The sequence below is a fragment of the Haloferula helveola genome, from assembly GCF_037076345.1.
GTDB classification, from domain to species: Bacteria; Verrucomicrobiota; Verrucomicrobiia; order Verrucomicrobiales; family Akkermansiaceae; genus Haloferula; species Haloferula helveola.
This window is the reverse complement of sequence record NZ_AP024702.1, coordinates 5,209,438-5,233,943: the sequence shown is the minus strand read 5'-3', so window position 1 is coordinate 5,233,943 and position 24,506 is coordinate 5,209,438. Positions and strand designations below refer to the sequence as shown.

General features: G+C 62.1%; 17 protein-coding genes. 2 read left to right on the top strand and 15 right to left on the bottom strand.

The features are described from left to right. Positions 1–69: 69 nt before the first annotated feature. The 5 genes from HAHE_RS19900 to nspC all read right to left on the bottom strand — a co-directional run bounded on the left by HAHE_RS19900 (position 70) and on the right by nspC (position 13,569). Positions 70–9,318: a right-handed parallel beta-helix repeat-containing protein gene (locus HAHE_RS19900; RefSeq protein ID WP_338686963.1), complete on the bottom strand. Its 9,249-nt coding sequence runs from the start codon at positions 9,316–9,318 to the stop codon at positions 70–72. A gap of 173 nt (positions 9,319–9,491) precedes the next feature. Beyond that, the gene (speA, locus tag HAHE_RS19895; protein ID WP_338686962.1) at positions 9,492–11,435 is read right to left on the bottom strand and encodes a biosynthetic arginine decarboxylase; all 1,944 of its coding nucleotides are present in this window, start codon (positions 11,433–11,435) and stop codon (positions 9,492–9,494) included. Between the two features lie 38 nt (positions 11,436–11,473). Then, a complete protein-coding gene (locus HAHE_RS19890; RefSeq protein WP_338686961.1) occupies positions 11,474–11,872 on the bottom strand; it encodes a VanZ family protein in 399 nt (132 codons plus the stop codon). 61 nt (positions 11,873–11,933) lie between these two features. Further along, on the bottom strand, positions 11,934–12,353 hold the full coding sequence (locus HAHE_RS19885; RefSeq protein ID WP_338686960.1) for a hypothetical protein: 420 nt from the start codon (positions 12,351–12,353) through the stop codon (positions 11,934–11,936). Positions 12,354–12,357: 4 nt separating this feature from the next. Then, the gene (gene nspC / locus HAHE_RS19880) at positions 12,358–13,569 is read right to left on the bottom strand and encodes a carboxynorspermidine decarboxylase (protein ID WP_338686959.1); all 1,212 of its coding nucleotides are present in this window, start codon (positions 13,567–13,569) and stop codon (positions 12,358–12,360) included. A gap of 110 nt (positions 13,570–13,679) precedes the next feature. Here nspC and HAHE_RS19875 point away from each other — a divergent pair, with 110 nt between their 5' ends. Beyond that, complete coding sequence (locus HAHE_RS19875; protein WP_338686958.1) at positions 13,680–13,901, top strand: PLDc N-terminal domain-containing protein; 222 nt, start codon at positions 13,680–13,682, stop codon at positions 13,899–13,901. Continuing rightward, the gene (locus tag HAHE_RS19870) at positions 13,901–14,806 is read left to right on the top strand and encodes a malate dehydrogenase (RefSeq protein WP_338686957.1); all 906 of its coding nucleotides are present in this window, start codon (positions 13,901–13,903) and stop codon (positions 14,804–14,806) included. The genes HAHE_RS19875 and HAHE_RS19870 overlap by 1 nt, the downstream gene beginning before the upstream one ends. A gap of 9 nt (positions 14,807–14,815) precedes the next feature. On the opposite strand, the gene HAHE_RS19865 is transcribed toward HAHE_RS19870, so the two are convergent. The 10 genes from HAHE_RS19865 to HAHE_RS19820 are packed head-to-tail and all read right to left on the bottom strand — an operon-like array spanning position 14,816 to position 24,428. Beyond that, positions 14,816–15,724 (bottom strand): helix-turn-helix domain-containing protein, encoded by a 909-nt coding sequence (locus HAHE_RS19865; protein ID WP_338686956.1) that lies wholly within the window; start codon positions 15,722–15,724, stop codon positions 14,816–14,818. Continuing rightward, on the bottom strand, positions 15,676–18,081 hold the full coding sequence (locus tag HAHE_RS19860) for a heavy metal translocating P-type ATPase metal-binding domain-containing protein (RefSeq protein ID WP_338686954.1): 2,406 nt from the start codon (positions 18,079–18,081) through the stop codon (positions 15,676–15,678). Before HAHE_RS19860 ends, HAHE_RS19865 begins: the two co-directional genes overlap by 49 nt. A 1-nt stretch (position 18,082) precedes the next feature. After that, positions 18,083–18,778: a sulfite exporter TauE/SafE family protein gene (locus HAHE_RS19855; RefSeq protein WP_338686952.1), complete on the bottom strand. Its 696-nt coding sequence runs from the start codon at positions 18,776–18,778 to the stop codon at positions 18,083–18,085. Positions 18,779–18,787: 9 nt separating this feature from the next. Continuing rightward, complete coding sequence (locus HAHE_RS19850; protein ID WP_338686951.1) at positions 18,788–18,934, bottom strand: hypothetical protein; 147 nt, start codon at positions 18,932–18,934, stop codon at positions 18,788–18,790. Between the two features lies 1 nt (position 18,935). Continuing rightward, on the bottom strand, positions 18,936–20,345 hold the full coding sequence (gene ccoG / locus HAHE_RS19845; RefSeq protein WP_338686950.1) for a cytochrome c oxidase accessory protein CcoG: 1,410 nt from the start codon (positions 20,343–20,345) through the stop codon (positions 18,936–18,938). A 4-nt stretch (positions 20,346–20,349) separates the two neighbouring features. Further along, a complete protein-coding gene (locus HAHE_RS19840; protein WP_338686948.1) occupies positions 20,350–20,988 on the bottom strand; it encodes a cbb3-type cytochrome c oxidase N-terminal domain-containing protein in 639 nt (212 codons plus the stop codon). A gap of 6 nt (positions 20,989–20,994) precedes the next feature. Next, positions 20,995–21,165, bottom strand: coding sequence for a hypothetical protein (locus HAHE_RS19835; protein ID WP_338686947.1), 171 nt, complete (start codon positions 21,163–21,165; stop codon positions 20,995–20,997). 6 nt (positions 21,166–21,171) lie between these two features. Further along, complete coding sequence (ccoN, locus tag HAHE_RS19830) at positions 21,172–23,685, bottom strand: cytochrome-c oxidase, cbb3-type subunit I (protein WP_338686945.1); 2,514 nt, start codon at positions 23,683–23,685, stop codon at positions 21,172–21,174. 7 nt (positions 23,686–23,692) lie between these two features. Beyond that, positions 23,693–23,845, bottom strand: coding sequence for a hypothetical protein (locus HAHE_RS19825; protein WP_338686944.1), 153 nt, complete (start codon positions 23,843–23,845; stop codon positions 23,693–23,695). Positions 23,846–23,861: 16 nt separating this feature from the next. After that, positions 23,862–24,428 carry a hypothetical protein gene (locus tag HAHE_RS19820; RefSeq protein ID WP_338686943.1) on the bottom strand — a complete coding sequence of 189 codons (567 nt, stop codon included), beginning with the start codon at positions 24,426–24,428 and terminating at the stop codon, positions 23,862–23,864. Positions 24,429–24,506 lie beyond the last annotated feature (78 nt).

The window sequence follows — 24,506 nt, the reverse complement described above, 5'->3', positions numbered from 1 at the left end:
AATCTCCCCCGGATTCCGAAATCGTTCCATTGGAAGCCGTCCTTGAATTTGGAATGCCGGCGCCCGCGCCTACGGATTCTCGAAGAATTCCCGGACATAGAACATCCGCGGATCCGTTGATGTATCGAAGAAAAGTTCGATCAAGACCTCATTGCGGCCGGGCACGACAGGGGTCAGCGACAGGATCTGGTAGTCGAGTCCTTCGACGAGCGGGAAGTAGTTCTCAAGGTCCGGTGTGCGCTTGTAGAGCAAGCCGATATCCTCCCCCGGTGAGCGGAGGGTGTGTGTCAGTGTCAACTGGCCGCCGGCAAGCTGCAGGGTCGGGAGATTAGCGGTGCCGGTGGGAAGGGTCGGGTCAAAGCCGCCGGCGTAATCGTCGAAGTTCGAGAAACCGTTGCCATTGTCGTCGTCCAAGGGATCGAGCCCGGGGAACAAGCCGGCGAAATTCGTGGATACGGAAACAGGCTCACGTGCGAAGAACGCGAAGCTGAACATATTCTCTCCCGTCCCACCGTTCTGCAAGGGGTAGGGACTGTTCGGGAGGTCTCTTGACTCGATCACCCAGCGGGCGTTTGCCGCGTCCCACTCGTAGGAAACGAGGTTGTCGACATTGTTCACACCACCACCTTCCGGACTGACCAACAGCGTGCCGCTGGAGTCATCATGACCATCGATCGTCAGATACCAGCGCCCGGTGCCCCCCTTGGTGATGCTGTAAGTGCCCGCCGAAACATCCGATTGCGGCACACCGCCGCCGTCGTCGTAAACTCGGCCGGCAGCGACGAGCTCGGTGTTGCCGACTGCCGAGAGCGGAACATAGACGAAAGAGACGGGGTCCTGCTCGTAGGCCGCCCCCTGCACCTGATCGTCGTGGATGTAGATCGTGAAGGTGCCGTTGCCGTTGGCGCGGGACAGCGCGAAGTTGTCTTCATTCTTGGCGTGGTTGACCAGAAGGATGCCATTGTCCGGAGTGGCGGTCGCATCGACGGAGCGGAGATCGACCGTGTAAACACCGCCTCCGAGTTCGCGCAGGTTCGCACTCGTGCCGGTGCCGAAGCTGAGACCGGGGGAGAGGCGGAAGGAGGTGCTAGGTCCACCGTTGACGCTGTTGAATGTGATGGCGCCGAGCCAAGAGTCGAAAGGGAACCATGCGAAGGCGAGGTCGACGTTGTGCTCGGAATTGATCGGGTGGAAGCTCGAGATGAAATACTCGCCGCCCTGGACGGACGTTGTCGAAAAACCGGGATACGCAGTCCCATCGTTGTTGCGAAGGTTCTGCCGCGCGCAGGACAACATGATCCCGTCCGTGGCGGTCTGTGCACCGAACGGCAGCACGGGGTAATGATCCCCCCTATTGCAGAACGGCTCATTGACCAACACACCGGGCGAGGACGACAGCGAGGTCTCAACGAAGACCTCCGCCGCCGTGTTGCCCGGACCGAGTTGCGTCACGAGCAGCGAACCCGAGTAGACGTTCTGCTCGGGAAGGCTGGGTTGGAACTCGTAAGCTCCGAGATCCACGGCATTGACGAATCGCGGCGAGCCATCGAGATCGGTAACGGCTGTGCTCGCCGAGTTGTCTCCCGCATTGACCGCTGCGGAGTAGAGCGAGAGGTGCAAGTCGCCAGACTGACTGGGAGCGGCGGATGGGCTGGCGTTCAACCGGAACATCGGATCGTTCCTGAAGTCGGCTCCGTCGAGATTGCCAGTGCCGGTTGACGAGAGATCGAGATTCGCGATCAGGCTGTGGCTAAAGCTGAACAGACCGCTACTGGAGACGGATGCCGAAACCGTATCCGTGGCGCCGGCGGCTGAGTTGTTCCAAACGATGGTGTTGGTGATCACCGGGGAACAGTCGATGGCATAGATGCCGCCGCCGGCTCCGATCGAGCGGTTTCCGGTAATCGTGGAGTTGGTCACGGTAAGCGTGCCGCCATCGCAGTGGATCGCTCCGCCGAGGCCTTCGTCGCCATCCGCAAGGTTCCCTGAAAAGAGGCAACCGGTGAGAACGACATCGCCGCCATCGCTGAGGATCGCACCTCCATTCCCGGGATCACCGGGCAGCGGTGGGGCGTACAAGAACTTCGACTCGTTGCCCCGGAACTCGCAATCGACAAAGCTCGCGACCGCCTTGGTCGGGCGGTTTAGCAACGTCAGCACCCGCACCGCGCCTCCACGGACCCTCGTGGAGTTGGCGGTGAACAAGCAGCGATAAAATTCGGCCGAGCCCTCTCCCCGATGTTCGACCGCACCCCCATAGAAGGTCGCGGTGTTCCCGTCGAAGGTGGTGTCGAACACCCGCGGGTCCGAGTCGACTGCCGACACTGCCCGCGCGGTATTGCCGCTGAAGAGGCAGCGCGAAATGATCGGGGAGGCACTGTTGAAAACCGCTCCGAGCGTGTTTCCAAGGAAGGTGCAGGAATCGACGGTAGGGGAAGAATCGTCAGCGCTGAGGCCCGTGCTGTTGGTGACGGTGAACAGGCAGTTCCGAATGCTCGCCCGGGAGTTCTCGCCGCAGACGATCCCGGTGACATTCGCAGCAGTCACCGTGAAACCCTCGATCCGCGTTGCCTGGCCCGGGCCACTTGTTCTCAATAGAATGTCGATGGTGTCATTGCCACTGAGCACGGTGTTGTTCGTGGCGGGGTCGGTGTTGGCCTCGGAGCGCAACGCCTCGCTGCCCACAAAGCCGCCGAACATCGAGACCTGGCGCTTCAGGACGTAGGAGCCGACGGCGGGCGTGTAGATTCCTTCCGACACCCAGATCTCGTCACCGGGTTGACTGATGGCGAGTGCACTCGTCAGGTCGACGAACGCGTCGGTCCAGGAAGTTCCGTCGTTCAAACCGGTGGTTGCATCGAGATCGACGAAGTGGATGTCATTCCCCGGCGCGGTCGAGAAATCGCTCAGCACCACCTGATTCGGATCGAACGGGCTTCCGACGCCGTAATCGATACGGAACGATCCCACCCCGGGGATTGAGATCCTTCCGCCGCTCTGGCGATTGCCGAAGCTGCCGGTGATCGGCTCGTTGGAGGTGATGATCGGAAATGTCTCGGCGGGCGAGGGTGAGAAGCCGTCGATCAGGGTGACGTAAAGCGTTCCGTCGAGTTCGAGCGGAAGGGTGCCCGCCTCGTTGATTTGGTCGAACTCCGACCCTGGCGCCGTGCCGCCGATCTCGATCAGGATGTCGGTCGTAGGATCGAAATCGAGGTCACCGGTGAAGTCGATCTGACCCGCGGAGAAGCCGGGAGAGATCTCGCCACGGACCGCCGCCGTTCCAGTCGGAAAGTCGATGGTTCCAGTGCCCTGCACGAGGGAATCAGCCTCATGGGTGACCTCCGTGAGCACGCTCAGGGTTCCTCCGTTCAGACTCAGCGTGTCGTGGTTCAGGAATCCGCCGATGCTGACGATCGAACTCGTTCCGGCGATCGATACCTCTCCGAGATTCTCAATGTAGGACGGAACGCTGGCGGGATCATCGGCAATCGTGCCCGAGCAGAAGATGAAGGCCCCCTCATTGATCAGGTCAACGTTGTCGAAGGTGAGGTCCTGAAACGTGGTGATGGACTCCCGCCCGAACTCAAGCCCGGCGCCATTTGCCTCAACGAGGATGTTCCCACCGATGGCGCCGCCGTAGATGATTGCGTTGTAGAGTTGAATTTCGAAGGCCGAGACCGTTCCGCCGACATTGCTGATCAGGGAATCGCCGATGCGAAGCGTGTCTCCCTCGATGCGGCCGCCCGTGTTGTCGATCACCGCCTCGACAATGTCGGCCTCGAGGATATTGATCAACCCGGAGTTTCGGATCGTGCTGGTTCCATTCACGATCAGGTCCTCGGTGATGCCCAACTCCGCGAGGGTCACGACCTCGCCAATCGGAGCGTCGGGAGCGGGAACGGTTGTGGTCAGCGCGAGGGTCTGACCGGACTCGACCAGAGGAGTCGTGAAGTATCCGAAATCGCCGGAGAGCGTGCCTTCGTTCACAAGGCTGTTGATCGGAGTGTTGGAGTACGAGGCACTGAGATAGACCTCGGTATCGGGTCGGATCACGACACGGTCGACCGTCGGATCGTCGACGGTCGGGATCGAATCGAACTCGAACCCGAGATTGGAACCGGAGCCCTCAAGCGTAAGGTCCCCCAGAACAGTGATGCCTCCTCCCGGGACATAGCCATAACTCGAGGGATCCGAGTTGAGCAGGGTGCAGTTCTCAAGGATCGAATCGCCGTAGATCTCAAGCACATCCAGCGTCACATTCCGGAAGGTCGCCCCGCTCGTGCCGATGTAGCCTGCGCCAGATGTCGGGTCCCGGCGGATCAGACCGCCTTCGATCAGCGCCCCGGTGACGTCGCAGTTGTTGGCGATGATGATCTCGCCGTTGGTGTTGTCGTAATGACCGGGAAGGATCGTGAGGTCGCCCTCAATCGGAACAAAGGGATCCACGGCGAGGATGGTGCCGTTGTTGACGAAGCCGACCGGCGCGGTCGCATCGCCCGGTGCGTCCAGCGTGATGGTCTGCAGACCGGGGGCATTGAGTCCGGTCGTCGGAAACAGCCGGATGTCGGTCTCGTTGACGATAGCCAGCGTATCGCTTCCGAGACTCCCACCGGCATAGAAGGGGAGCCCGGACGGTAGAACGAAGCCCGAGGAATCTCCACCGAGTCCGTTGTAGACCACGATCGCATTCGGTTGACCGCTGGAGAGGTCGAACGAGAATCCTTCCCTGACTTCAACTCGGTCGAAGAGCAGATTCACCGATGGATCCACCGTCATGACACCGGCGAGTTCGCTTTCCGGAAAAACGCAGTGAGTCGAGATGTGAACATCGTTGAGGATAAGGGGAACCGGATCGATCAGAACCGATGGGTTCAGCTTTGCGAAGTTACTCGCTTCGAAGATCGCAACACCCCGCGCGCCCTCGATCTCCGGGCTGGAAATGAAGTCACCGAAGGGCAGCGCCGGATCGAAAGCGTAGGGCGACGAGATGCGCGTGTCCCTGAACTCGGTATTGAAGGCAACCGCCATCAGGTTGTAGGGCTCGATCGTGAAGAAGTCGTTCGGCGTCCAGAGCGACTTGTGGTGGTGCTGCACGATGTCGCCACCGGCGATGGTGAGATTCTCCAGATAGCTTCCGCTTTCGCCGAGAGCGACGATCCCGCCCGTATTGTCCACGGTGCCTCCGCCAAAGGGCGAGCCGGGTTCCAGCACGCCGTGATTGGTCATGAACACGGGCTCGCGGATATCCGCCAGAGCCGCCGTCGGGTCGGGCACGGCCAGCGGGCTGTGGTCGTAGTCCGATCGGACACCAACCATGAGGCCCTCGTTGTCGATCAACAGTCCGTCCGGCGACATCATCGGCCAGTAAAGATCCTGATCCGGGCCGATTTGCAGCCGGTCAGTGATGCCGGGATTGGCGCCCGCGAATCGAAAGCGGGGGACCCGAAGCCCGGCGGGTGTGAGCCCCCCCTTGGCCCTCCAGCCGCCGGTTCCGCTGACGGACACATTGCCGTCGATGCCTACCGTGACCTCGCTTGCCAGCGGCGGAGCGTCGAACTCAATCAGTCCGTCATTCTTGAGGTAGCCTCGCAGGATCAGATTTTCGGGAGTTGCTGACAAGGTGATGAGATCGTGAGGCTCGATGAACTCATCGAAGTACTCGCTGTAACCCTCGAGGTCCGGGAGGAGACCGTATTCATAGAGGATGACATCGAGGTCACGCTGGTGGCAGTAGTTGCCCCGGATCTCGGTATTTGCCAGTGTCACCGATGGTCCGTCGAGAGGCACAGTGAACTCCGGGAAACCCAACTCAAGTTCCGGATCGGCACCACAGGTCGCGACCGGATCGAGCCCGTCCCAGTACCAGTCGAAGACCGCTCCGCTCACCGAGCTATTGCGGATCGTCGTGTTGTTTTCGACGGACTCCGCGGGGATATCGAGGGCTTTGGGGAAACCGAACTGCTGACCGACTTCGATGATGCTCTGGTCGAGCGTCAGATCGGCATCGTTGATGATCACATAGCCACTGAAGGGTTCGAGGTGAAGATTCTCGATGATGCTCTCGCCCGTGATGTGCAGGACGAAGCTCGCGCGGTCGAGCGCGAGCGACTCACCGGTGCTTTCAAGTCTCGCGTCCTCCAGCGTGATGGTCTGGGAGGTCGTGGAGGGGGCGCTTCGCTCAAAGTCGATCCCGTCCGCAACCTCGTTTCTGAAGTAGCCGTCGAAGAGCCGGATCTCACTGAAATCGGTCGCGGGCCGGATCGTTCCGGAATCCGGCACCGGCAGCAGGACGCCGCTGTTGACGAATCCCGGCGAGGCGCTGGCAGCATTTCCGATCGGGTCGATGACGAGGCTCTGGATGATGCCGAGACTCCCGGTCAAACCCCTGATAGTGCCGAGGTTCATGATCCCGAGCCTATCCCCTCCGAGGCCGCCGCTCGCGCTGATCGTATGCGGCGTGTCGTGGATCAGGGTGTCGCTGCTCCGGATGCCGGCTATCAGGTTGTTCGGATCGAGCGTGGTGCTCAAGATCCCGCCTCCGGTCAAAAGCATTCCGCTGCCGCTGAATCGCAGTGAGGTCGGATTGCCCGTCGAGTTCAGCGTGATGCTGCCGGCATTATCGATGACCCCCGCATTGGGACGAACGTTGAACTTTTCGATGACCAGCACCTGGTTGTCGAGGATCGCGAGTCCGTTGTCGTCGCCGATGCCCAGCCGGTCGATGGTAATCACCGTGTCCTGGCTGACTTGCGCGGTGGAGTAGTTGATGCCGACGTTGAAGGCCTGCGCCGCGTCGTTGTTCGGAACGACGTCCGGGACAGGAGAACCGTCGAGGGTCGTTGACCAGTTCGAAGCGACGTTCCAGAAACCGTCAGGACCGCCCGTGGACGGACCGACCCACTCGGAGTCATAGACCGGGATGTCCGGATTGAAAGTGGCGAAGACCAACTGGCCGTTGACGATCTTGTCGATCTCGATGCTGAACGGCAGCCCGCCACTCTCCGCATACATCGAGAAGTTGAGGCCGCTGGTCGTGGTATCTTCCGGGACAAGGAAGGCATAGACATCGTAACCGTTGAGGAGGGAGGTTTCCTGATCGCCGCCACCGCCAAACAGCGGATCGTTGGCGAAGCCACCGAGGGTCACCGGGTGACTGTGAAAGGGAGCGAGACCGTCGCTGAGACCGACCAAAAGGGGATCGGGAACCGGCTCTCCGGTACCGGCGTCGAGGACCTGCGGGCTGACACCGAACCGCGTCTCGGTCAGAATCGAGGTTCGCGGATTGAACACGAGAATGAGGTCGTGGTCATCGTAGTCGTCATCGAAGGGTGCGGGTCCGACGTCGAGCCGGGCCGCGCCAATCACGGCCTCTGCAGGGGTCTGGGATACCAAGGTGTCTCCTAGCGCTTGCACAAGCAGCGCGGATTCGCCCGTCATTCCGAATGACTCCGCGCCTCCAACCAAGCCGACGATGTTCGGCGTCGCCGGTGAGCCTGCAATGAACGGATTCGGAGCGGTGCTGCCTGACTGGGTCGCACCGGCAAGGAAACCCGACTGGGTCGTGACCAAGCTCGTCCCGGCCAAAGCGGTGGCAATCGGGGTGTCGGCGGGTTCAAGGTTGGTGGCGAGGAACAGTCGGCCATCGCCTCCGCGTAGCTGCGGATCCACATGCTCGGAGCTGCCACCGAGCAGGACCACCTCGCCACTGCCGGCGATCGTGCTGCCTTTGAAGATGACCGTTCCGCCGGAGCCACCGCCACCTTCGCCACCGGGAAAGCCAGTGGATCCGGCGCCAGCCTTTCCTCCCGCGCCGCCATGACCGCCCCGTCCGGAGGCGGGCCCATCGATCAGCGTGGCAATAGCACCGAAGGGCGAGAGAATGGTGGACATCCCAAGACTGATGATCCGGCTGCCACCTGCCGAGCCGTTGTCGAAATCGGTTCCAGCGGCCACGCCCGCCAAGCCGTCGAGACCGGGGTAGCCATCTTCGCCGGAAACGTCGGTCACGCCATGCAGGATAATGCGGCCCATCGCTTCGATGCGGAGCGCGCCACCACCGGTTCCACCGACTCCGCCAAGACCTCCACGGCCGCCGCTGCTTCCCTTCTCGCCATCGCCCCCTGCACCCCCTTTGGCACCGGTTGCGCCGACATCCACGGTCGGGATTTTGAAGATGTTGAGGGCCGCGCTGAAACCCTTCTTCTTGAGGTAGGAATCGACGACATTCTCGATGATGTAGGCGAACCCTGCATCGAGAGCCGCCGCGCTGATATCGAGCAGACTGGTGGGGAAGGGCTCGGCGAACTCGCCTTGGCCTCCGCCACCACCGCCACCACCTCCGCCGCCGCCACCACCGGGACCGCCGGCACCACCACTGCCACTGCCGCCGGAGCTGCCTCCGCTGAGGACCCAGAACTCACCGAGGTTCTCGGCCCCGCTACCAGAGTTGCCGTACGCAGATTTCTGGGCAACCGGGTCGGGAAGGGGTTGATCGACTCCGTCATCGGCGTCCCCTCCGGCACGTCCGTCATAGAACTCCTGGCGGAACGAACTCTCTGAACCGAACCCGGGATTGAAGAGATCCCGGAGGTCCGAATTGCTGAAGAAGACCGGCACGACGTAGTCGGCCGTTTCGCCACCATCGCCACCGTCGGCGTTCCCAACAATCGTCTGACCCGCTGAAGTCCGAATTCCTCCTGACCCGACAGAAGAAGGCAGGTTTCCAAATCCGGGCTGACCGCTCCGACCCGGATTCCCGGTGCCACCGGCCCGACCGGGACCGCCATTGCCACCGGCTCCACCGGACCCGGATGGCACTCCGGGAGTGGTAATGGAGAGGGGGACCGGGGTGTTCGGGCTGTAAATGATCCCGCCAGACCCACGCCTTCCCCGGCCGCCTCCATCACCTCCGTCTCCACCCATGCCGGGGCGTCCACCCGAGCCGCCCAATGTCGCCCCGCCTCCTCCGGCTCCGGGTTGGCCGGAAATGGCCGAGAAGTCGATCAAGGCTGCGGGCGTGCCACCGTCTGCGGGCATCATCTCGAAATCATTTCCGACAATGATCACCGCAGGGACACTCCCGACTCCCCGAAGCACATCCCCGGCATTCAGGGTAAGATCTCCCGCGATGATGAACCGCGCCGTGCCGTCCGGGAGCACATCCGGGGGCAGCAGGTTGCCGCCGAAGTCATACGCGACCCCTCCCGAGGTGACGGTCAGCAAATCGGTGTCGATCAGGATCTCGATCGCGGTCGCAGGGCGGACCAGGAACAAGGCAAGGACGAGCGGGACAAGGCGGCGGCGGGTTGGGATCTTCATGCGACTCCGGCAATCGTTTCGGTCGGGCATCGGGCCGACAGGAGCGCAATATCGCGGGCACTACGAAAAATTACGCGTGTCGAACGTGCCCCCGATCCGCGGGTAGCGTAAAGAAAAAGCGGGGGAATCGGGCCATCTGTGCCCCGGTCCCGAACAAGACGCGAACGCGCCGACTAGAGCCCTTCGAAGTAGGTGTATCCGTTCAGATTCGCGCGGAACAGGTCCATCACTTCCCGACGCTCTTTCGGACTGATCCGGCCATGATTCACCGCCTTTTCCGCAAACGAGCGGAAGCGGGTGACGAGCTCCTTCGGATCATACTCCACATAACTCAGCACATCCGCCACGCTGTCGCCTTCGACTTCGTGCGTGTAGACCGGTTTGCCTTCCTCGAGATGCACTCCGACCACATTCGTATCGCCCAAAAGATTGTGGAGATCGCCGAGCGTCTCTTGATAGGCGCCGACCAGGAACACCGCCACGTAGTAGGGCTCATCCGGTTTCAGCTCATGAAGAGGCAGGACCTTCGCCACATCCTCGCGGTCGATGAAACGGTCGATCTTGCCGTCACAATCGCAGGTGATGTCGGCAAGCACCGCGCGTTGCCTCGGTCGTTCGTCGAGACGGTGGATCGGCATCACCGGAAAGAGCTGTTTGATCGCCCATGAGTCCGGGAGCGACTGGAACAAACTAAAGTTGCCGTAGTAGAAGTCGACAAGGTTGTCCGAGAGTTCGCGCAGATCTTCAGGAACATCATCCAGTTCGTGCAGCAACTTCGAAATCCGGGTCATGATGTGCCAGAACCAGGCTTCGGCGATACCGCGCTCACGCAGTGTCGCATTGCCGTAGAAGAATTGCGCACGGACCTGGTCTCGGTAGTAGGCGGCATCATTGAAGCACTCCTGAAGATTGCGCTTCGAGAGGTCCTTGTTGACGTGGATCAGGTTGATCAGCTGCTGCGGCGCGTTCTCCGGGACCGGTGGTGTCTCCTCCGTCGTCTGGACCGTCGACACGTCGAGGATGTTGAACACGAGGACCGAGTAGTAGGCGACCACCGCGCGACCCGACTCGGAAATGAGATTCGGGTGATGGACCCCCGACTTGTCGCAAACCTGCATGATCGTCTCAATGACGTCGGTGCAGTACTCGAGAATTGAGTAGTTGCAGGAAGCTTGGAAGTTCGTGTGCGAGCCATCGTAGTCAACCGCCATGCCGCCGCCCATATCGAGGACGCCCATCGGAGCGCCTTCCTTGACGAGGTCACAGTACATCCGCGCGACCTCGGTCGCACCTTCGCGGATGGCGGCGATGTTGGGAATTTGGCTCCCTTGGTGATAGTGCAGCATCTTCAGGCAGCCGAGATAGCCCTCGTCCTTGAGCCGGTCGACGACATGGATCACCTGCGAGGCCGAAAGCCCGAACACCGATTTGTCGCCCGCCGACTCCTGCCAGTGACCCGACCCGCGGGTTGAAAGCCGGACACGCACGCCGAGGTTCGGCAGCACTCCGAGTTTGCGGGAGCGCTCCAAAACCAGATCAAGCTCGGTCGGCATCTCGAGTACCAGCATCACTTTCAGACCCATCTTTTTCGCGTGCAGCGCGAGATCGATGAACTCCTCGTCCTTGTAACCGTTGCACACAATGTAGGCCTCGGTGTCGTGCATGTGGGCCAGCGCCGCGATCAGCTCGGGCTTCGAACCCGCCTCGAGACCGTAGTGATACTTCTGCCCGAACTCCGCGATCTCCTCGATGACCTGCCGCTGCTGGTTCACCTTGATCGGATAGACGCCGCGGTATTCGCCTTTGTAGTTCGTCCGGCGAATCGCCTCTTGGAACGACTCGTTGAGCTCCTTGATCCGGGAATGCAACAGATCGCGAAAACGCAACAGCACGGGGAGATCGGTTCCGCGGTCCCGCAGACCTTCGATCAGGTCGAAGAGTGAGACATCCGTGCCACCGTTCTCATCCGCGAGACGCACCGTCGTATGCCCCTGCTTGTTAACCCCGAAGAAGCCATGGCCCCATGCATCGACGCCATAGAGCTCCGACGATTTTTCGGGGGACCAGGCGTTCTTTTTTTTCTCCTTCGAGGCCTTCGGGCGGTCGGACGGAACCATGGCCCGGAAGAAAAGGCCGATTGGGCGGTTTGAAAAGATCAATGCGGGCCGATCCCGGACTTTTGGGACCGGCGGGCGAGGGGGCGTGCCACGAGCCATTGCCCGATCGCGATCCCAGCGAGGTTTGCCAGCCAGTCGGTCACATCCATGGTCCGAGACGGAATCCAGGCCTGCGAGAGCTCCTCCAAGCTCATGACGGCCGCGAGGATCGCGCTGCCAAGCATGACGGAGCCCAACGGGGGACGAAGGCGGCGTCCGCGCAGCACAAGATTGAGAAGAAGGGAGAAGACCGTCAGCAGACCAATGTGGCCCAGCTTGTCACCCATCGGGACGTGCTTCAGGAAACCCCAGAACCCGGCGCCCCGATCGGCGAGAACGACCACGCCTACGAAGAACAAGGTGAACAGGGCGAGCAGGATCTGGTGTGTGCGAACCACACCTGAATCCAAGGTTTTCAACCGGTGGAATTCAATGAAGAGCGGTTCCTTCACCGGAAATTCACGGAGTCGCTGGCGGATCGCCACTCCCGATACTCGACTCAAGCACCTGCTGAAGTTCGCGAGTGCGACGGAGGTCCTGTTTGTAGCGCAGGGCAACGAGGAGGATCCCGACGAGCCACAGAAGCAGAGCGAGACCCGAGACATAGCTCGCAATTTCTGACACCTTGTATTGCAGGGTATCGGTGGAGAACGGATCGTAGTTGGCCCAGCCCGAGCCGGAGAAAATCCCGAACGGCCAGATGTACCAAAACGTGTTCGACACCAAGGAGGCCGGCAACTCGATGATGGATGCGAGCAGCATCAGGCGGGAGCCGGAGCTGCGCTGGGCCCGGAAAAGGATCGAAATCCAAACCCGCAACACGCTGGACGCGGTACCGAGGAAGAACCACAGCAGACCTTCGGAGAGGATGCTGTCCATGAATTCAGCAGAGGCGGTTGAGGAAGTCTTCGTAGACGAACTCGCGCAAGGTCTCGATCCTTCCGTCGTCGTGCTGTAGCGCGATCGACGGATGCGGCACACCGTTGAAGGTCGTGGTTTTCACCATCGTGTAGTGCGCCATGTCGTCGAAGACGAGCACGTCACCCGGAGCCAGTTCGCGGGAGAAGGAAAAGTCGCCCACGACATCGCCGGCGAGGCAAGTCGGGCCTCCGAGTCGGTAGGTGACACCCTCGCCCGGGCCACCTGACGCGACATAGGACTCATTCTCGACCGTCACCGCAGGTTCCGCTCCGGCGGAGCTCGACCCGCGGTACTCGGACGGCTTCTCGACGAGAAAAACATCCGGCCGATAGGGCATTTCGAGCACATCCGGCATGTGCGCCGTGGCCGAGACATCGAGAATCGCGTGCCGGTGACCCATGCTCTCGAAGACATCGATCACCGTCGACCGAAGCACGCCCGTATGGATGGCGCAGGCCTCTCCCGGCTCAAGCCAAACCTCAAGCCCGTAGCGTTCACGGATTTCACGCACCAGGCGGATCAACCGCTCACGGTCGTAGTCCGGCTTGGTGATCCAGTGCCCGCCGCCCATGTTGAGATACGTGAACTGCGGCGAGCGGAGGAGACCCCCGAACCTGCGGTCAACGGCCTCCAATGTCGTTTCCAGATCGTCCGAGTTCTGCTCGCAGAGCGTGTGGAAATGAAGGCCGCTCAAGCCTGTAAGATCGGCGTCCGCGAGTTGGTCGGCGGTGATGCCCAGCCGTGACCCGGGCACGCACGGATCGTAGAGCGGTGTCGAGCCGGTCGAGTGCTCCGGATTTACCCGCAGCCCGCAATGCAGCTCGCCCCTCTTGAAGCGGGGGTGGACCATGACCTGGTCCCGGAACCGGAACCACTGCGAGAGCGAGTTGAAGTCGAGGTGGGTCGTGAATTCGAGCAACTCCGCAATCTCGTCCCCGGTGTAGCCCGGCGAGTAAGTCACGACCGCTTTTCCGAAATGCTCGTTCGCGAGACGCGCCTCCCACAGGCCGGATGCACAGCAGCCGTCAAGGTCGTCTCGAATATGGGGAAACGCCTTCCAACACGAGAATCCCTTGAGTGCGAGCACCAGATTGCATCCGGCGGCCTCCTTGACCTCGCGCAGGATCCGGGCGTTCCGCTTCAGCGCGGCGATGGAGACAACGAACTGGGCCACCCCGGAAGTTGGAAGCACCGGCGACCGGCGGCCAAGTTCGAAATTCGGAAGCAACGGAGGTCGTGCGAAATCATGTGGACCTGCGGCCGGGGCGCTGTTCTTCTCCGGGCATGGACAGTGAAGTCGGCTTCTCCGCAGTATTCCTCATTCTGGTTGTTCTGATTGGTCTCGCCACCCTCGGCGTTTGGCTCTGGTCATTGATCCACTGCATCCGGAACCGCTACCTGAACGACAGCAACCGTATCATCGGCATCCTGCTGATCGTCCTCCTCGGGCCCCTCGGCAGCCTCATCTATCTGTTCCTGCCACGAGAGACCGAACCGCAGCGCTGATGAAAGTCACCATCGTCGGGCCGGGAACGGTCGGGATGACGTTGGCCTACACACTGATGCTGCGCCGTGCCGCGCGGGAGATCGTGTTGGTGGGCCGGAACCGGACTAAAGCCGAAGGCGAGGCGCTGGACATGACCCATGCCCAGGCGTTTCTCCAGGTGCCGGTGAAGATCCGGGCCGGGGAAATCGAGGATGCGGCCGGTAGTGACGTGGTCGTAATCTGCGCGTCCGTGCCGGTTCCGGAGGGCATCACGGACCGAAACGAGATGGCCAAGGGCAACGCCGAGCTGATGCGTGAACTGCTTCCGCCTCTCGCCGCGGCGGCACCGGACTGCAAGCTGGTGATGGTCACCAATCCGGTCGATCCGTTGACGTGGCTCGCGCTCGAACTCACCGGTTTCCCGAAGGAGCGGGTCATGGGTACCGGCACGCTCGTCGACTCGATCCGTTTTCGCGAGCTGCTCTCCGAAATGCTGGAGATCCACCCCGACGACCTCCGTGCCTACATCCTCGGCGAGCACGGCGACCGCCAGTTCCCTGCGATGAGCGTGGCTCAGGCAGGTGGGGAGAAGATCGATGACACCCCCGAGCGGCGTGCGTTGTGCGACCGGGCGAAGAGCATGGGAATCGAGGTGTTCCGGAAGAAGGGCAACACCTGCTACGCCATCGGGCTCGCAACCGCCTACCTCGTCGAGTCCATCCTTCTCGACGAACGCCGCACGATGCCTGTGAGCCTGAGAGTCGACGGCTATCTCGGCGTCAGCGGGGTCTGCCTGAGCCTGCCGGCCGTGATCGGAAAGAAGGGGATCGAGCGCATCATCCAACCGGAACTCAATGGTGCAGAGCAGGAAGCTTTTCGGGAGGCGGCCAAGACAGTCCGCTCCGTGATCGAGGCGGTTTCCTGAAGCTGCCGATCAGCCGGCCTTCACCAGCTTTTCGCGTCGGAACTCGCTCGGGCTCGACCCGGTAATGCGGGCGAACGAGCGATTGAACTGGGAGAGTGACTGGTAGCCTACGAGGAAGGCGATTTCAGACACGCGCGCCGACGGGCGGAGGAGTTCGCGTTTGGCCCACTCGATGCGGGCGTGGTTGACGTAGTCCGTGAAGGTCAGCCCGGTGCTCTCCTTGAAGATGCGGCAGAAGTGCGACTCGCTCGCGCCGGCGGCGGAAGCGACGTCGCCGAGCACCAGACGGTCGGCCAGGTGGGCATTGATGAAGGCGATCGCCTTCTTGATGGTCTCCGGTTCGCGACCGTCCTCAATCAACGCGGCATCGTCCGCGTCCTTGGAAAGTTGGTCGGCGAAGATCACCAGCAGGTCGATCATGCTTTGGTAGCGCTCCGGCGTGACCGACTTGGTCTGCATAAAGGCGGTCCTCAAGTTCTCGATCTCATCCCGCTTGAACTGCTTCCTTCCGATCGCGTCGATTGCCGAATCGAACATCTTTTCGGTCGGCGTCGACTGGAACACCTGGCCGGTTTTCAGGAAACCGATCGTCGCCGAGCCGTGACGGACCGGAACCGCGGTAGCCGACATCCCGGAGAAGCAGTGGCAGCTCTGGGGTCCTTTGACCTCTGCCTCCGCCATCAGGCGACGGTTGACGTCCCTGCATGCTCCGCAAACCGACTCGCAGAGGTTGATGCGTTCGCAGAACGGACTGCGGTTCTCGTTCACATCATCGAGGCACCACGCGTCGACATCCGCGGAAACAAACCTCAGTGGCAAGCCCGTCGCCGTCAGGAACGCCTGCCGGTAGCGCTGGAAGCGATCGGACGTCAGCAGGCGCTCGTAGATGCGTCGGGTAAAGTCGGAAGGTTCGGGCATGCCTCGTTCTTTGCGGAGGAAGTCTTACCCGATCTTCCCTCGGCCGCAACCCTAGCCGTGCCTGCGAGGGTGATCGATATGACAGAGCTGATCGGCATCAGAATGGCCGCCAGCAGGGGACTCATGTGTCCGGCGAGGCAAAAGCCGACGGCTGCCAGATTGTAGATCAGGGTGAAACCGAAGGCGCGCCGGATGCCCGCCGAGCGTGCCCGCGCCACCTCGAAAAGGCCCGGCAGCCAGCCGAGCCCGTCGCCCAGACTGAAGAAATCGGCCTTCTTTTCCAACAGCGACCGGTCCGCCACCGGGGTTCCGGTGACATAGGCACGATCGAAGGCGAGCGAGTCATTCGCCCCGTCCCCGAGATACAGAGTGTCGTCGCGGTCGATCTTCTCCATCCATGCCGCCTTCTCATCGGGGGAAAGCCCGCCGTGGGCGCAATCCGGATCCATCCCGAGTTCCGCGGCGAGTTCCGAAACCTTTGCCGGATGGTCACCGGAAAGGATGTGGAGCCCGAACCCGCGCGATGACAGCCACTGCCGGATCGATCGGGCATCCGGACGGAGGGCGTCCCGAAATGCGAACGAAGCGACGGCGATGCCGCTTCTCGATAGCACGGTCGTGCCACTCTCAGCCTCCGCCCGCCAACCGGCGCGGCCGAGCGACCATTCATCACCATCGATTTCGACCGAAACTCCCATGCCGGGAGTCTCCGTGGGGGCGTCCGCACGATGCATGGAAAGGAGCTGTTGGCCGCGGGGCCCGAGGCCTTCGATCAAGCTCCGCGCGACCGGGTGGCAGGATCCCGCGGTAAGCCGGGCCAGTGCGCCGGCAGACTCATCGTCAAGTCCGGCGAGTTGATCGCGGGATTCCAAGACCGGCCGCTCCAAGGTCAGGGTTCCGGTCTTGTCGAAGACGATCTGCCGGACCTTTCCCAATCGGCCCCAGAGGGCTCCGTTCCGGACAAAGGCACCGAGCTGGGCCGCGAGCCGGGACGCGCGTTCGTCGGCAAAGGGAATCGCTACGCCGAGGGCGCACGGACAGGACACCACGAAGACCGAGATCATCACCTGCAACGCGACACCGAATCCGGCCACTGGCAGCCACCATGCGAATCCGCCCAAACCGGTGAGGATCACCACCACCAGGTAGATACGGAGAAGTCTCTGGAGTGCCGGAGATCCGCGATCGGGTTCAACCTCCGCGGTCAGGCGGGCGAGAAGCGATTCGTTCCACGTCTCCAATGCCCGCACCCGCACGCCGGAGCGCCCGATCACGATGGCTCCGGCGGGAAGATTCGCACCGCTCCGGAAGGCCACGGCATCCGACTCGCCGCGAATCCACTCCAAAGAGAACTCGGCTTCGTCGGACTGAAGGATCGATGCGACCGGGACGGCCCTGCCAGCTTCCACTTCGAAGCCGTCGCCCACTCTCAAATCAGCGACCGCGACCATGACGCCGTCACGACGCACGGACTCCGGAACGGGAGAGCGTCGAGCGATGCGGCGACGGTTCTTCTCAACCGCGAGGGTCTGAAGCCATCGGCCACCGAGCATCAGGAACACGAAGGTGCAGACAAAGTCGAAGTAGAGCAGTCCGGAAACCGAGCTCATCCAGCCGACGATAGAACCTGCATAGGCAGCCACAAGTCCGAGGGAGATCGGGAGATCGATGTGGATTTCACGAAGTCTCAAGGCGCGCCATGCGCGGACGATGAACCACGATCCACCGACCAGCATCGACAAGGTGGCGGAAAGAAAGGTGATCAGCCCGAAGAGGGAGGCGAACTCGAAGTCCTCGCTCATCCCGAGATATGTCGGCAGCGAGAACCCCATCGCGTTCAGGGCGAAGGCGAAGCAGAGCCCGGTGCGGGTCGCCAGGCCGTGGTCATCGTGGCGAACCGAGGAGGTGGCCGGAGCGGGCGTGTAGCCGAATGACACCAGTTCTTTTGCGAATGCCGGCACATCGCATTCGCCGGGCTTCCATTCGAGATGCAGACTGCCGCGGGCCGGATTCGAAACCGCACGAACAGCTCCCGGATGCTGTTCGAAGAGCCGTTCGACAAGCCAGACGCAGGCGACACACGACAATCCTTCCAACGAGCAGTCGAGGGTCGCGACGCCGGCCTTCGGGTCTTCTTCCGCCTTGATGATCCCAGCGTCGAGCCACCCGAAGTCGTGATTCTCGAACGGTCGGCCTTTGACCGGATCGAGGCGGCTGTTTCCGCGCAGGTCGTAGAAGCGTTCGTTGCCTGAATCGCGGATCATCGCCGCGACGCACTCGCAACCCTTGCAACAGTAGCGGTCCTCGTCCCGAACCGGAACGAAGGCCGTGCCACAATGATCGCAGGTCGTGCTCATGTCAGTGGCAGCAGCTGGGGAGTTCCTCGGCAGGAAGAGGTTCGGCTCCCGGAATCGTGTCGTGCATCCGCCAGATCAGGATCAATGCCGCGACCAGAGCGAGACCGCGTTGCAGGCGCGCGATTCCGAGCGGCCCGAGTCGTACACGAAGGCGATGGAATTGCGACTGGGCAAGCCACAGCAGAGGCACGGTTCCCAAGCCGAAAGCGAGCGCGGCTTCAGCACCATGAACCGCGGAACCGGATGCCATCAGCGCGATGAAGACCGCATAGAGCGGACCGCAGGGCAGGAATGGCGTGAGACCGCCCATCGCTGCGGCGGCTGCCGGAGCGGAGAATGAACGGAGCTTCAGGCGGGCACGGGCAGTGATGCGGGTGAGGATCGCCGGGCGCGGGATGCGCTTGTCGAGCCCGGTCGCAACCAGCAGCAGTGCCACCGCGAGCGCCCACGGCAGCACGATCGCGGGTGAGTCGAAGAACCACGACAACGGTTCTCGCCCGAGCGCTCCGCAGATCGCACCGATCACCGCGTAAGCAGCGAGTCGGGTGCTGTGATAGAGCGAAGTCGCGACCAACCTCTCGCCTTCGGTCTTGGCCATGGTCCCGACGCCGCAGGCGATCGGCCCGCACATCCCGGCGCAGTGCACGCTGGTGGCGAGGCCGATGGCGAGGGCGCCGAGAGTGGTGGTCGCCTCCATCGCTTCGGTTTAGTGGTCCCCCGATCCGACCTCGATGGTCTCGGGAGCGTGTTTGACGGCGATCGTGATCAGGGCCGACCACGCACCCAGCAGGAGCGCGAAGGCGAGAACCACGAACAGCCATGCGTGCTTCACAATGAACGGCGTCGTTTTCATTTCAGGGATCGGGATGAAGGGATTCGGGATTCGGTCCGAGGAACAGGGTGGCATGCCGGATCTCCACATCGCCCGGCTCGGCATGGATCGAGAAGGTGATCTCGGTCTTGCCGGTGTAGCTGGCGGCCGGAGCGATGACGATCAGCGGCCGCGTGACTTCTCCGAGCGGCGCCACCGTGATCTCCTGACCCGCACCACTGAGCGTGAAACCTTGTGGAGCGAAGGCGAGGTCGGTCGTGAACGTCACCGGCTGGTTACGCTGGTTGAGGAAGCGAAGTTGGTAATGATTCCGAACCGCCGCGGTGTCGCTGTAGAAGGGCGCACCCCGCATCCGTGAGATCTCGGCCACGTAGGGACTCGCCTTGCGGCTGGCGGTGAAGGCGAAGGCGGCTAGACCGAGCAGACCGAGCGCGGTGTAGGCGAAGACCCGGGGACGCAGCACCCGCTTCTTCTTCCGCGCCAGACCGTTCATTGAATCGTAGCGAACCAGGCCGGTCGGCCGGTCGATCTTGCGCATGATCTCGTCGCAGGCGTCGATGCATGCGGCACAACCGATGCACTCGAGTTGGAGTCCGTTGCGGATGTCGATGCCGGTGGGACACACGTTGACGCAACGTTTGCAGTCGATGCAGTCACCCTCGGCCTTTCCTTTCGCGCCCCGCGGCTCACCCCGCTCGAGGTCGTAGCCGATGATCACGGTGTCGTCGTCGGTCAACGCGCTCTGCAGGCGGCCGTAGGGGCACATGATGATGCAGAACTGCTCGCGGAACCATCCGAAGCAGAACCACAGCACGAGCGTCAGGAAAAGCACGATACCGAACGCCGCCGCGTGGGACAACGGTCCCTCCTTCATGTAGTCGTAGAGCCGCGGCAGCGGGATGAAATACGAAAGGAAGATGTGGGCGATTACCGTGGCGGCGAGCGCGTAGAAGGCATGCTTGCCGATCTGTCGCACCGCCTTGTTGGCGCTCCACGGGGCCGAGGCAAGGCGCTTGCGGGAAGGGGCATCTCCTTCGAAGAAGCGCTCGATGCGGCGGAAGATGTGTTCGAGGAAAACGGTGTAGGGGCAGGCCCATCCACACCACAGACGGCCGAGGAGGGCGGTGAGGAAGAACAGCGCGAAGCCGAGCCCCGTGATCCCGAAGAACAGGACCCAGAAGTTCTGCGGAACCAGCGTCAGGCCGGCGAGATGGAACCGCCGGTTCTCGACGTCGAACAATACCGCGGGGTTGCCGTTGATCGGGATCCACGGGAGCAACGCATAGATCGCGATCAGGACGTAGCCAAAGACGCGACGCCAAACCGTCCACTTCCCGCGCACGTCGGCCGGGTAGAGGAAAAAGCGCGACCCGTCCTCATTGATCGTTGTGACCGAATCGAGGTTGGGCCGCTTTGGCGCTGACGCGGACATTCGCTCAGGGGGCCGGGAACTCGTCGGGATTCTCCGAAATCACGTAAGCCGTCACTTCCGCCACCTGGACCGGTGTCAGCATCTGGCCCCACGCCTGCATCTTCGCGCCGTTGTGACCGGGCGACTCGGGCGGGGTTCCCTCGTTGATCAGCTTGAAGATATCCATCGGCTTGGCGCCGTACTTCCAGTCGCCGTCATTGAGAGGCAGTCCCGGAAGGGGCGCTTTGGTCTCGCCTACGACAAGAGTCCCGCTCAGGTCGGCGGCATGGCATGCGACACAGTAGGTCGAATACGTCGCAAGACCGTTCGCGAGGACCCCCGGGTCCGCCACCCAGTCGGTCATCATCGATTCGTCGTTGAGCTTCGAGAGGGTCTCCTCGAGTGCTGCGGCCTTCTTTTCCTTCAGAGCCTCCACCTGGGAGATGATCTTCTCCTGATCTGTTTGGATCGTATGGTTATAGTAGTAGATGCACCAGTGGATCACGAACCACGCGATCGCGCCGTAGAAGGTGAACAGCCACCAGTTGGGTAGCTTCTGGTCGAACTCCTGAATGCCGTCGTATTCGTGCTCGCGGAGCACGACCTCGCCCTTCTTGCGGGCGAAGTCACCGCGCCGGATTTCCTGTTGGTTTTCGTCGGACATGGTCGTTCAGCGGTCTTGGGGTGAGGAGTCGAGAGGAAGGCGGGCAAGTCGCGTGCGCTCGGTCGGACGGATCCGGATCGCCCGGATCGTGGCGACGACGAACACGGTGAACATGATCCCGAAGGCGATCATCGGAATGATCGACGTCCAGTCTTCGTGAAGGATGCGCTTGAACATGGCGGGTCAGCGTTGGGTGGTTGATCGGAGTTCTGTATTCTTGACCGGCAACTCGCGATACGAGTCGGGATCAAGCGGCGTGGCTTCGGGCAGACCGTCCTTGGTCTGCTCGCTGTAGGCTCCGACCTTCTGGATGTAGGCGATCAGGGCGATGATCTTGCGTTCCGAGAATGCGTTCACGAGTTCGGCGCTGCTGGCGCCCTCCATTCCGTCGTAGGTCACCGGGGCCGGTCCTTCGAACAGCGACTTTGCGATGGCGGTGGCCTGGTCGACCGCTCCCTGGCGGATCTCGTCGCGGGTCATGGCCTTGTAGGGCACGCCGATCTTGCGCTGGACCGCGATCTTGTTCGGAAGGGCCTTGTAGTCGGTCTTCTCCTCAAACAGCCACGGATACGCGGGCATGTTCGAGTCGTCGTTTGCCCAGCGCGGGTTGCGGAAGTGGAACCAGTGCCACTTGTTGTCGCGCTTGCCGCTGCGGACGTGGTTGGACCCCTCGATCAGGGGACCACCTTCGCGGGCAAGGTCAGGACCCGTGCGCTTCGACCCCCACTGGAAGGGATGGTCGTAGATGCTCTCGCCGAGGTGGGAGAAGTCGTCGTTGTGCTCGGGTCGCCCGTAGCGCATCACGTCGGGCATCAAGGTCCGGATCATCTGCGAGTGGCAATTGTAGCAACCTTCCGCGACGTAGATGTCGCGACCCGCGAGCTCCAGAGGCGTGTAGAGTTCCTGGAGCCGTCCTTCGACGTTCTCGTCGCGATTGACGATGAGCGACGGCACGATCTGCACGGCGCCGCCGATCACGGCGGCCAAGGCGACCAGCACGGTGAAGGGCAGGTAGTTGTGGAGCAGCCTTTCGTGCCAGTCGTTCCACTTGCTCACGTCCCGACGGAAGGCATGGATGGCCTTGATCGTCAGCAACACGGCGGCAGCCAGGGCGGCCTTGTCGGCGTGGGGCGGCAGGAAGAACCAGAGGCAGAGCAGCAGGATGCCGAGCAGGAGGTAGGCGACCGGGTCGTTGACCAAAGCCCGTCGGACCGGCATCTCGTCGCGCACCTTTTCCGGAACATTGACCTCGACGGTGTCATTGTGAGGACTGCCGGAGCGTGCCGTCTTCCAGATATTGAAGGCGCAAAGGAAGAAGCCGAGCAGGAACAGGGTGCCGCCGAAGGAACGGAAGATGTATTCGATCTGGATGGCCTTGAGCGTCTCGACGAACTCGTATTTCAGCGTGGTGCCATCGGCATTGGTTTCTCCGAGCATCAGGCCCTGCAACACACCGGCGGTCCACATCGAAGCCACGTAGAGAAGGATGCCGACCAAGCCGATCCAGAAGTGCATGTTGGCGAGCGCGGTCGACCACAGCTTCGTTTTCCACATCCGCGGAGCCAGCCAGTAGAAGAGTCCGGCGGCCATGAAGCCATTCCAGCCGAGGGCACCCGAGTGCACGTGCCCGATGGTCCAGTCGGTGTAGTGGGAGAGTTGGTTGACGGCGCGAATCGAAAGCAGCGGACCTTCGAAAGTCGCCATGCCGTAGAAGGTGACACCGGCGGCGAAGAACTTGATCACCGGATCGGTCCGAAGCTTCGCCCATGCGCCGCGAAGGGTGAGCAGGCCGTTGAGCATGCCGCCCCACGAGGGAGCCCAGAGCATCAGCGAGAACAGCATGCCGAGCATCTGCAGCCAGCGGGGCAGGGAGGTGTTCAGCAGGTGGTGGGGACCCGCCCAGATGTAGATGAAGACGAGCGACCAGAAGTGGATGATCGACAGCCGGTAGGAATAAACCGGCCGGTTCGCCGCCTTCGGCAGGAAGTAGTACATGATCCCGAGGATCGGGGTCGTGAGGAAGAACGCGACGGCGTTGTGACCGTACCACCACTGGACCAGCGCGTCCTGAAGACCACCGAAGATCGGGTAGGAGTGGGTGAGCGAGGTCGGGATCGAGAGGTGATTGACGATGTAGAGCATCGCCACGGTGATGATGGTCGCGATATAGAACCACAGCGCGACGTAGAGGCTCGGCTCGTTGCGCTTGGCCAGGGTCCAGAAGAAGTTCACGGCGAACACCACCCAGATCAACGCGACGGCAATGTTGATCGGCCAGATGAGCTCGGCGTACTCCTTACTCCGGGTCAGACCGGCGGGAAGCGTGATGGCGGCCGAAACGATGATCGCCTGCCACCCCCAGAAGTGGATCTTCGATAAGAGGTCGGAGGCCGTCCGGCATTTGCACAGCCGCTGGGTCGAGTAGTAGACCCCGGCGAACATCATGTTGCCGACGAAGGCGAAGATCACCGCGTTGGTATGAAGCGGGCGGAGCCGGCCGAAGGTCAGCCACTGGACTCCGTCGCCTTTGAACAGCCCGAAGCTGATCTTCTCGAGAAACTGTCCGTTCATCTGCCACCACGAGAGCTGGGTGGCGCAAATGACGCCGACCAGCATGCCGATGATGCCCCAGAAGATGGAGGCGATCATGAACTGCCGGACGGTCTTGTCGTCGTAGGTGATCGTGGTGGTGCTCATGTGGAGATCAGGGTGCTTGGGAGTCGTCGCCTTCAAGGGGCAGCAGCGAATCGCGCTCGGGGGAGGACTTGTGGGAACGTCGGGCTTCCATCGCGAAACAGACGATGAAGATGCCGGCGAGGCAGGTGCTCACGAGAATGGTGAGGGCGAGGACGTTCATCGGATGGGCAGATGCTTCACCCGCGGGCGTCGGAGCGCTCCGCAGCGCTTGCCGGAGATTGCGCGGATTCTGGGCGAGGCGGAGCTCCCGCCGCTTCAAGCCAGTCGGCGGCGAGGTTGGCGAGCAAGGTGCCGGGCAGCAGATGGCGTTGCTGGTCGGTCGGCCGTAGGGAAATCAGTCCGCTCGAACCGCAGACCTCGAGTCGCAGGATGTTGCGCTCGTTTTCCAAGGCAGCATCGGCGAGGGGATCGCCGAGAATCGCATCCCCGCGCGCCGCCAAGGCGCGGATGACCTTGCGCCGGCCGCAGGGACCGGTCGGAGGACACTTGGCGCAGGTATCGATCCCGAGCAGGTTGCGGGTCGCCTCGTCGGCTGCGATCACATGGATATCTGCCGGACCGAAGGCCATCCAGCAGGTGTTGCCGTCGTCGCAGCAGAGGTTCATCTGCCGACAGACCGCCGCGAGTAGGGTCGGATCAGGTCGGCTTACGAGAATCGACCAGCGTGAGCCGGCGTCGGCATGGAAAAGCCAGCGGTGAAGATCCGGGAGCTGGATGGACGGGGTGCCGAACTCGCCTTGCATGGGGCGAGAATGCCGATGTCACACCATTCCGCTGCGCACATCGTGCGCGAGGCTGTGCGGATGATGCGGAAATGGGAG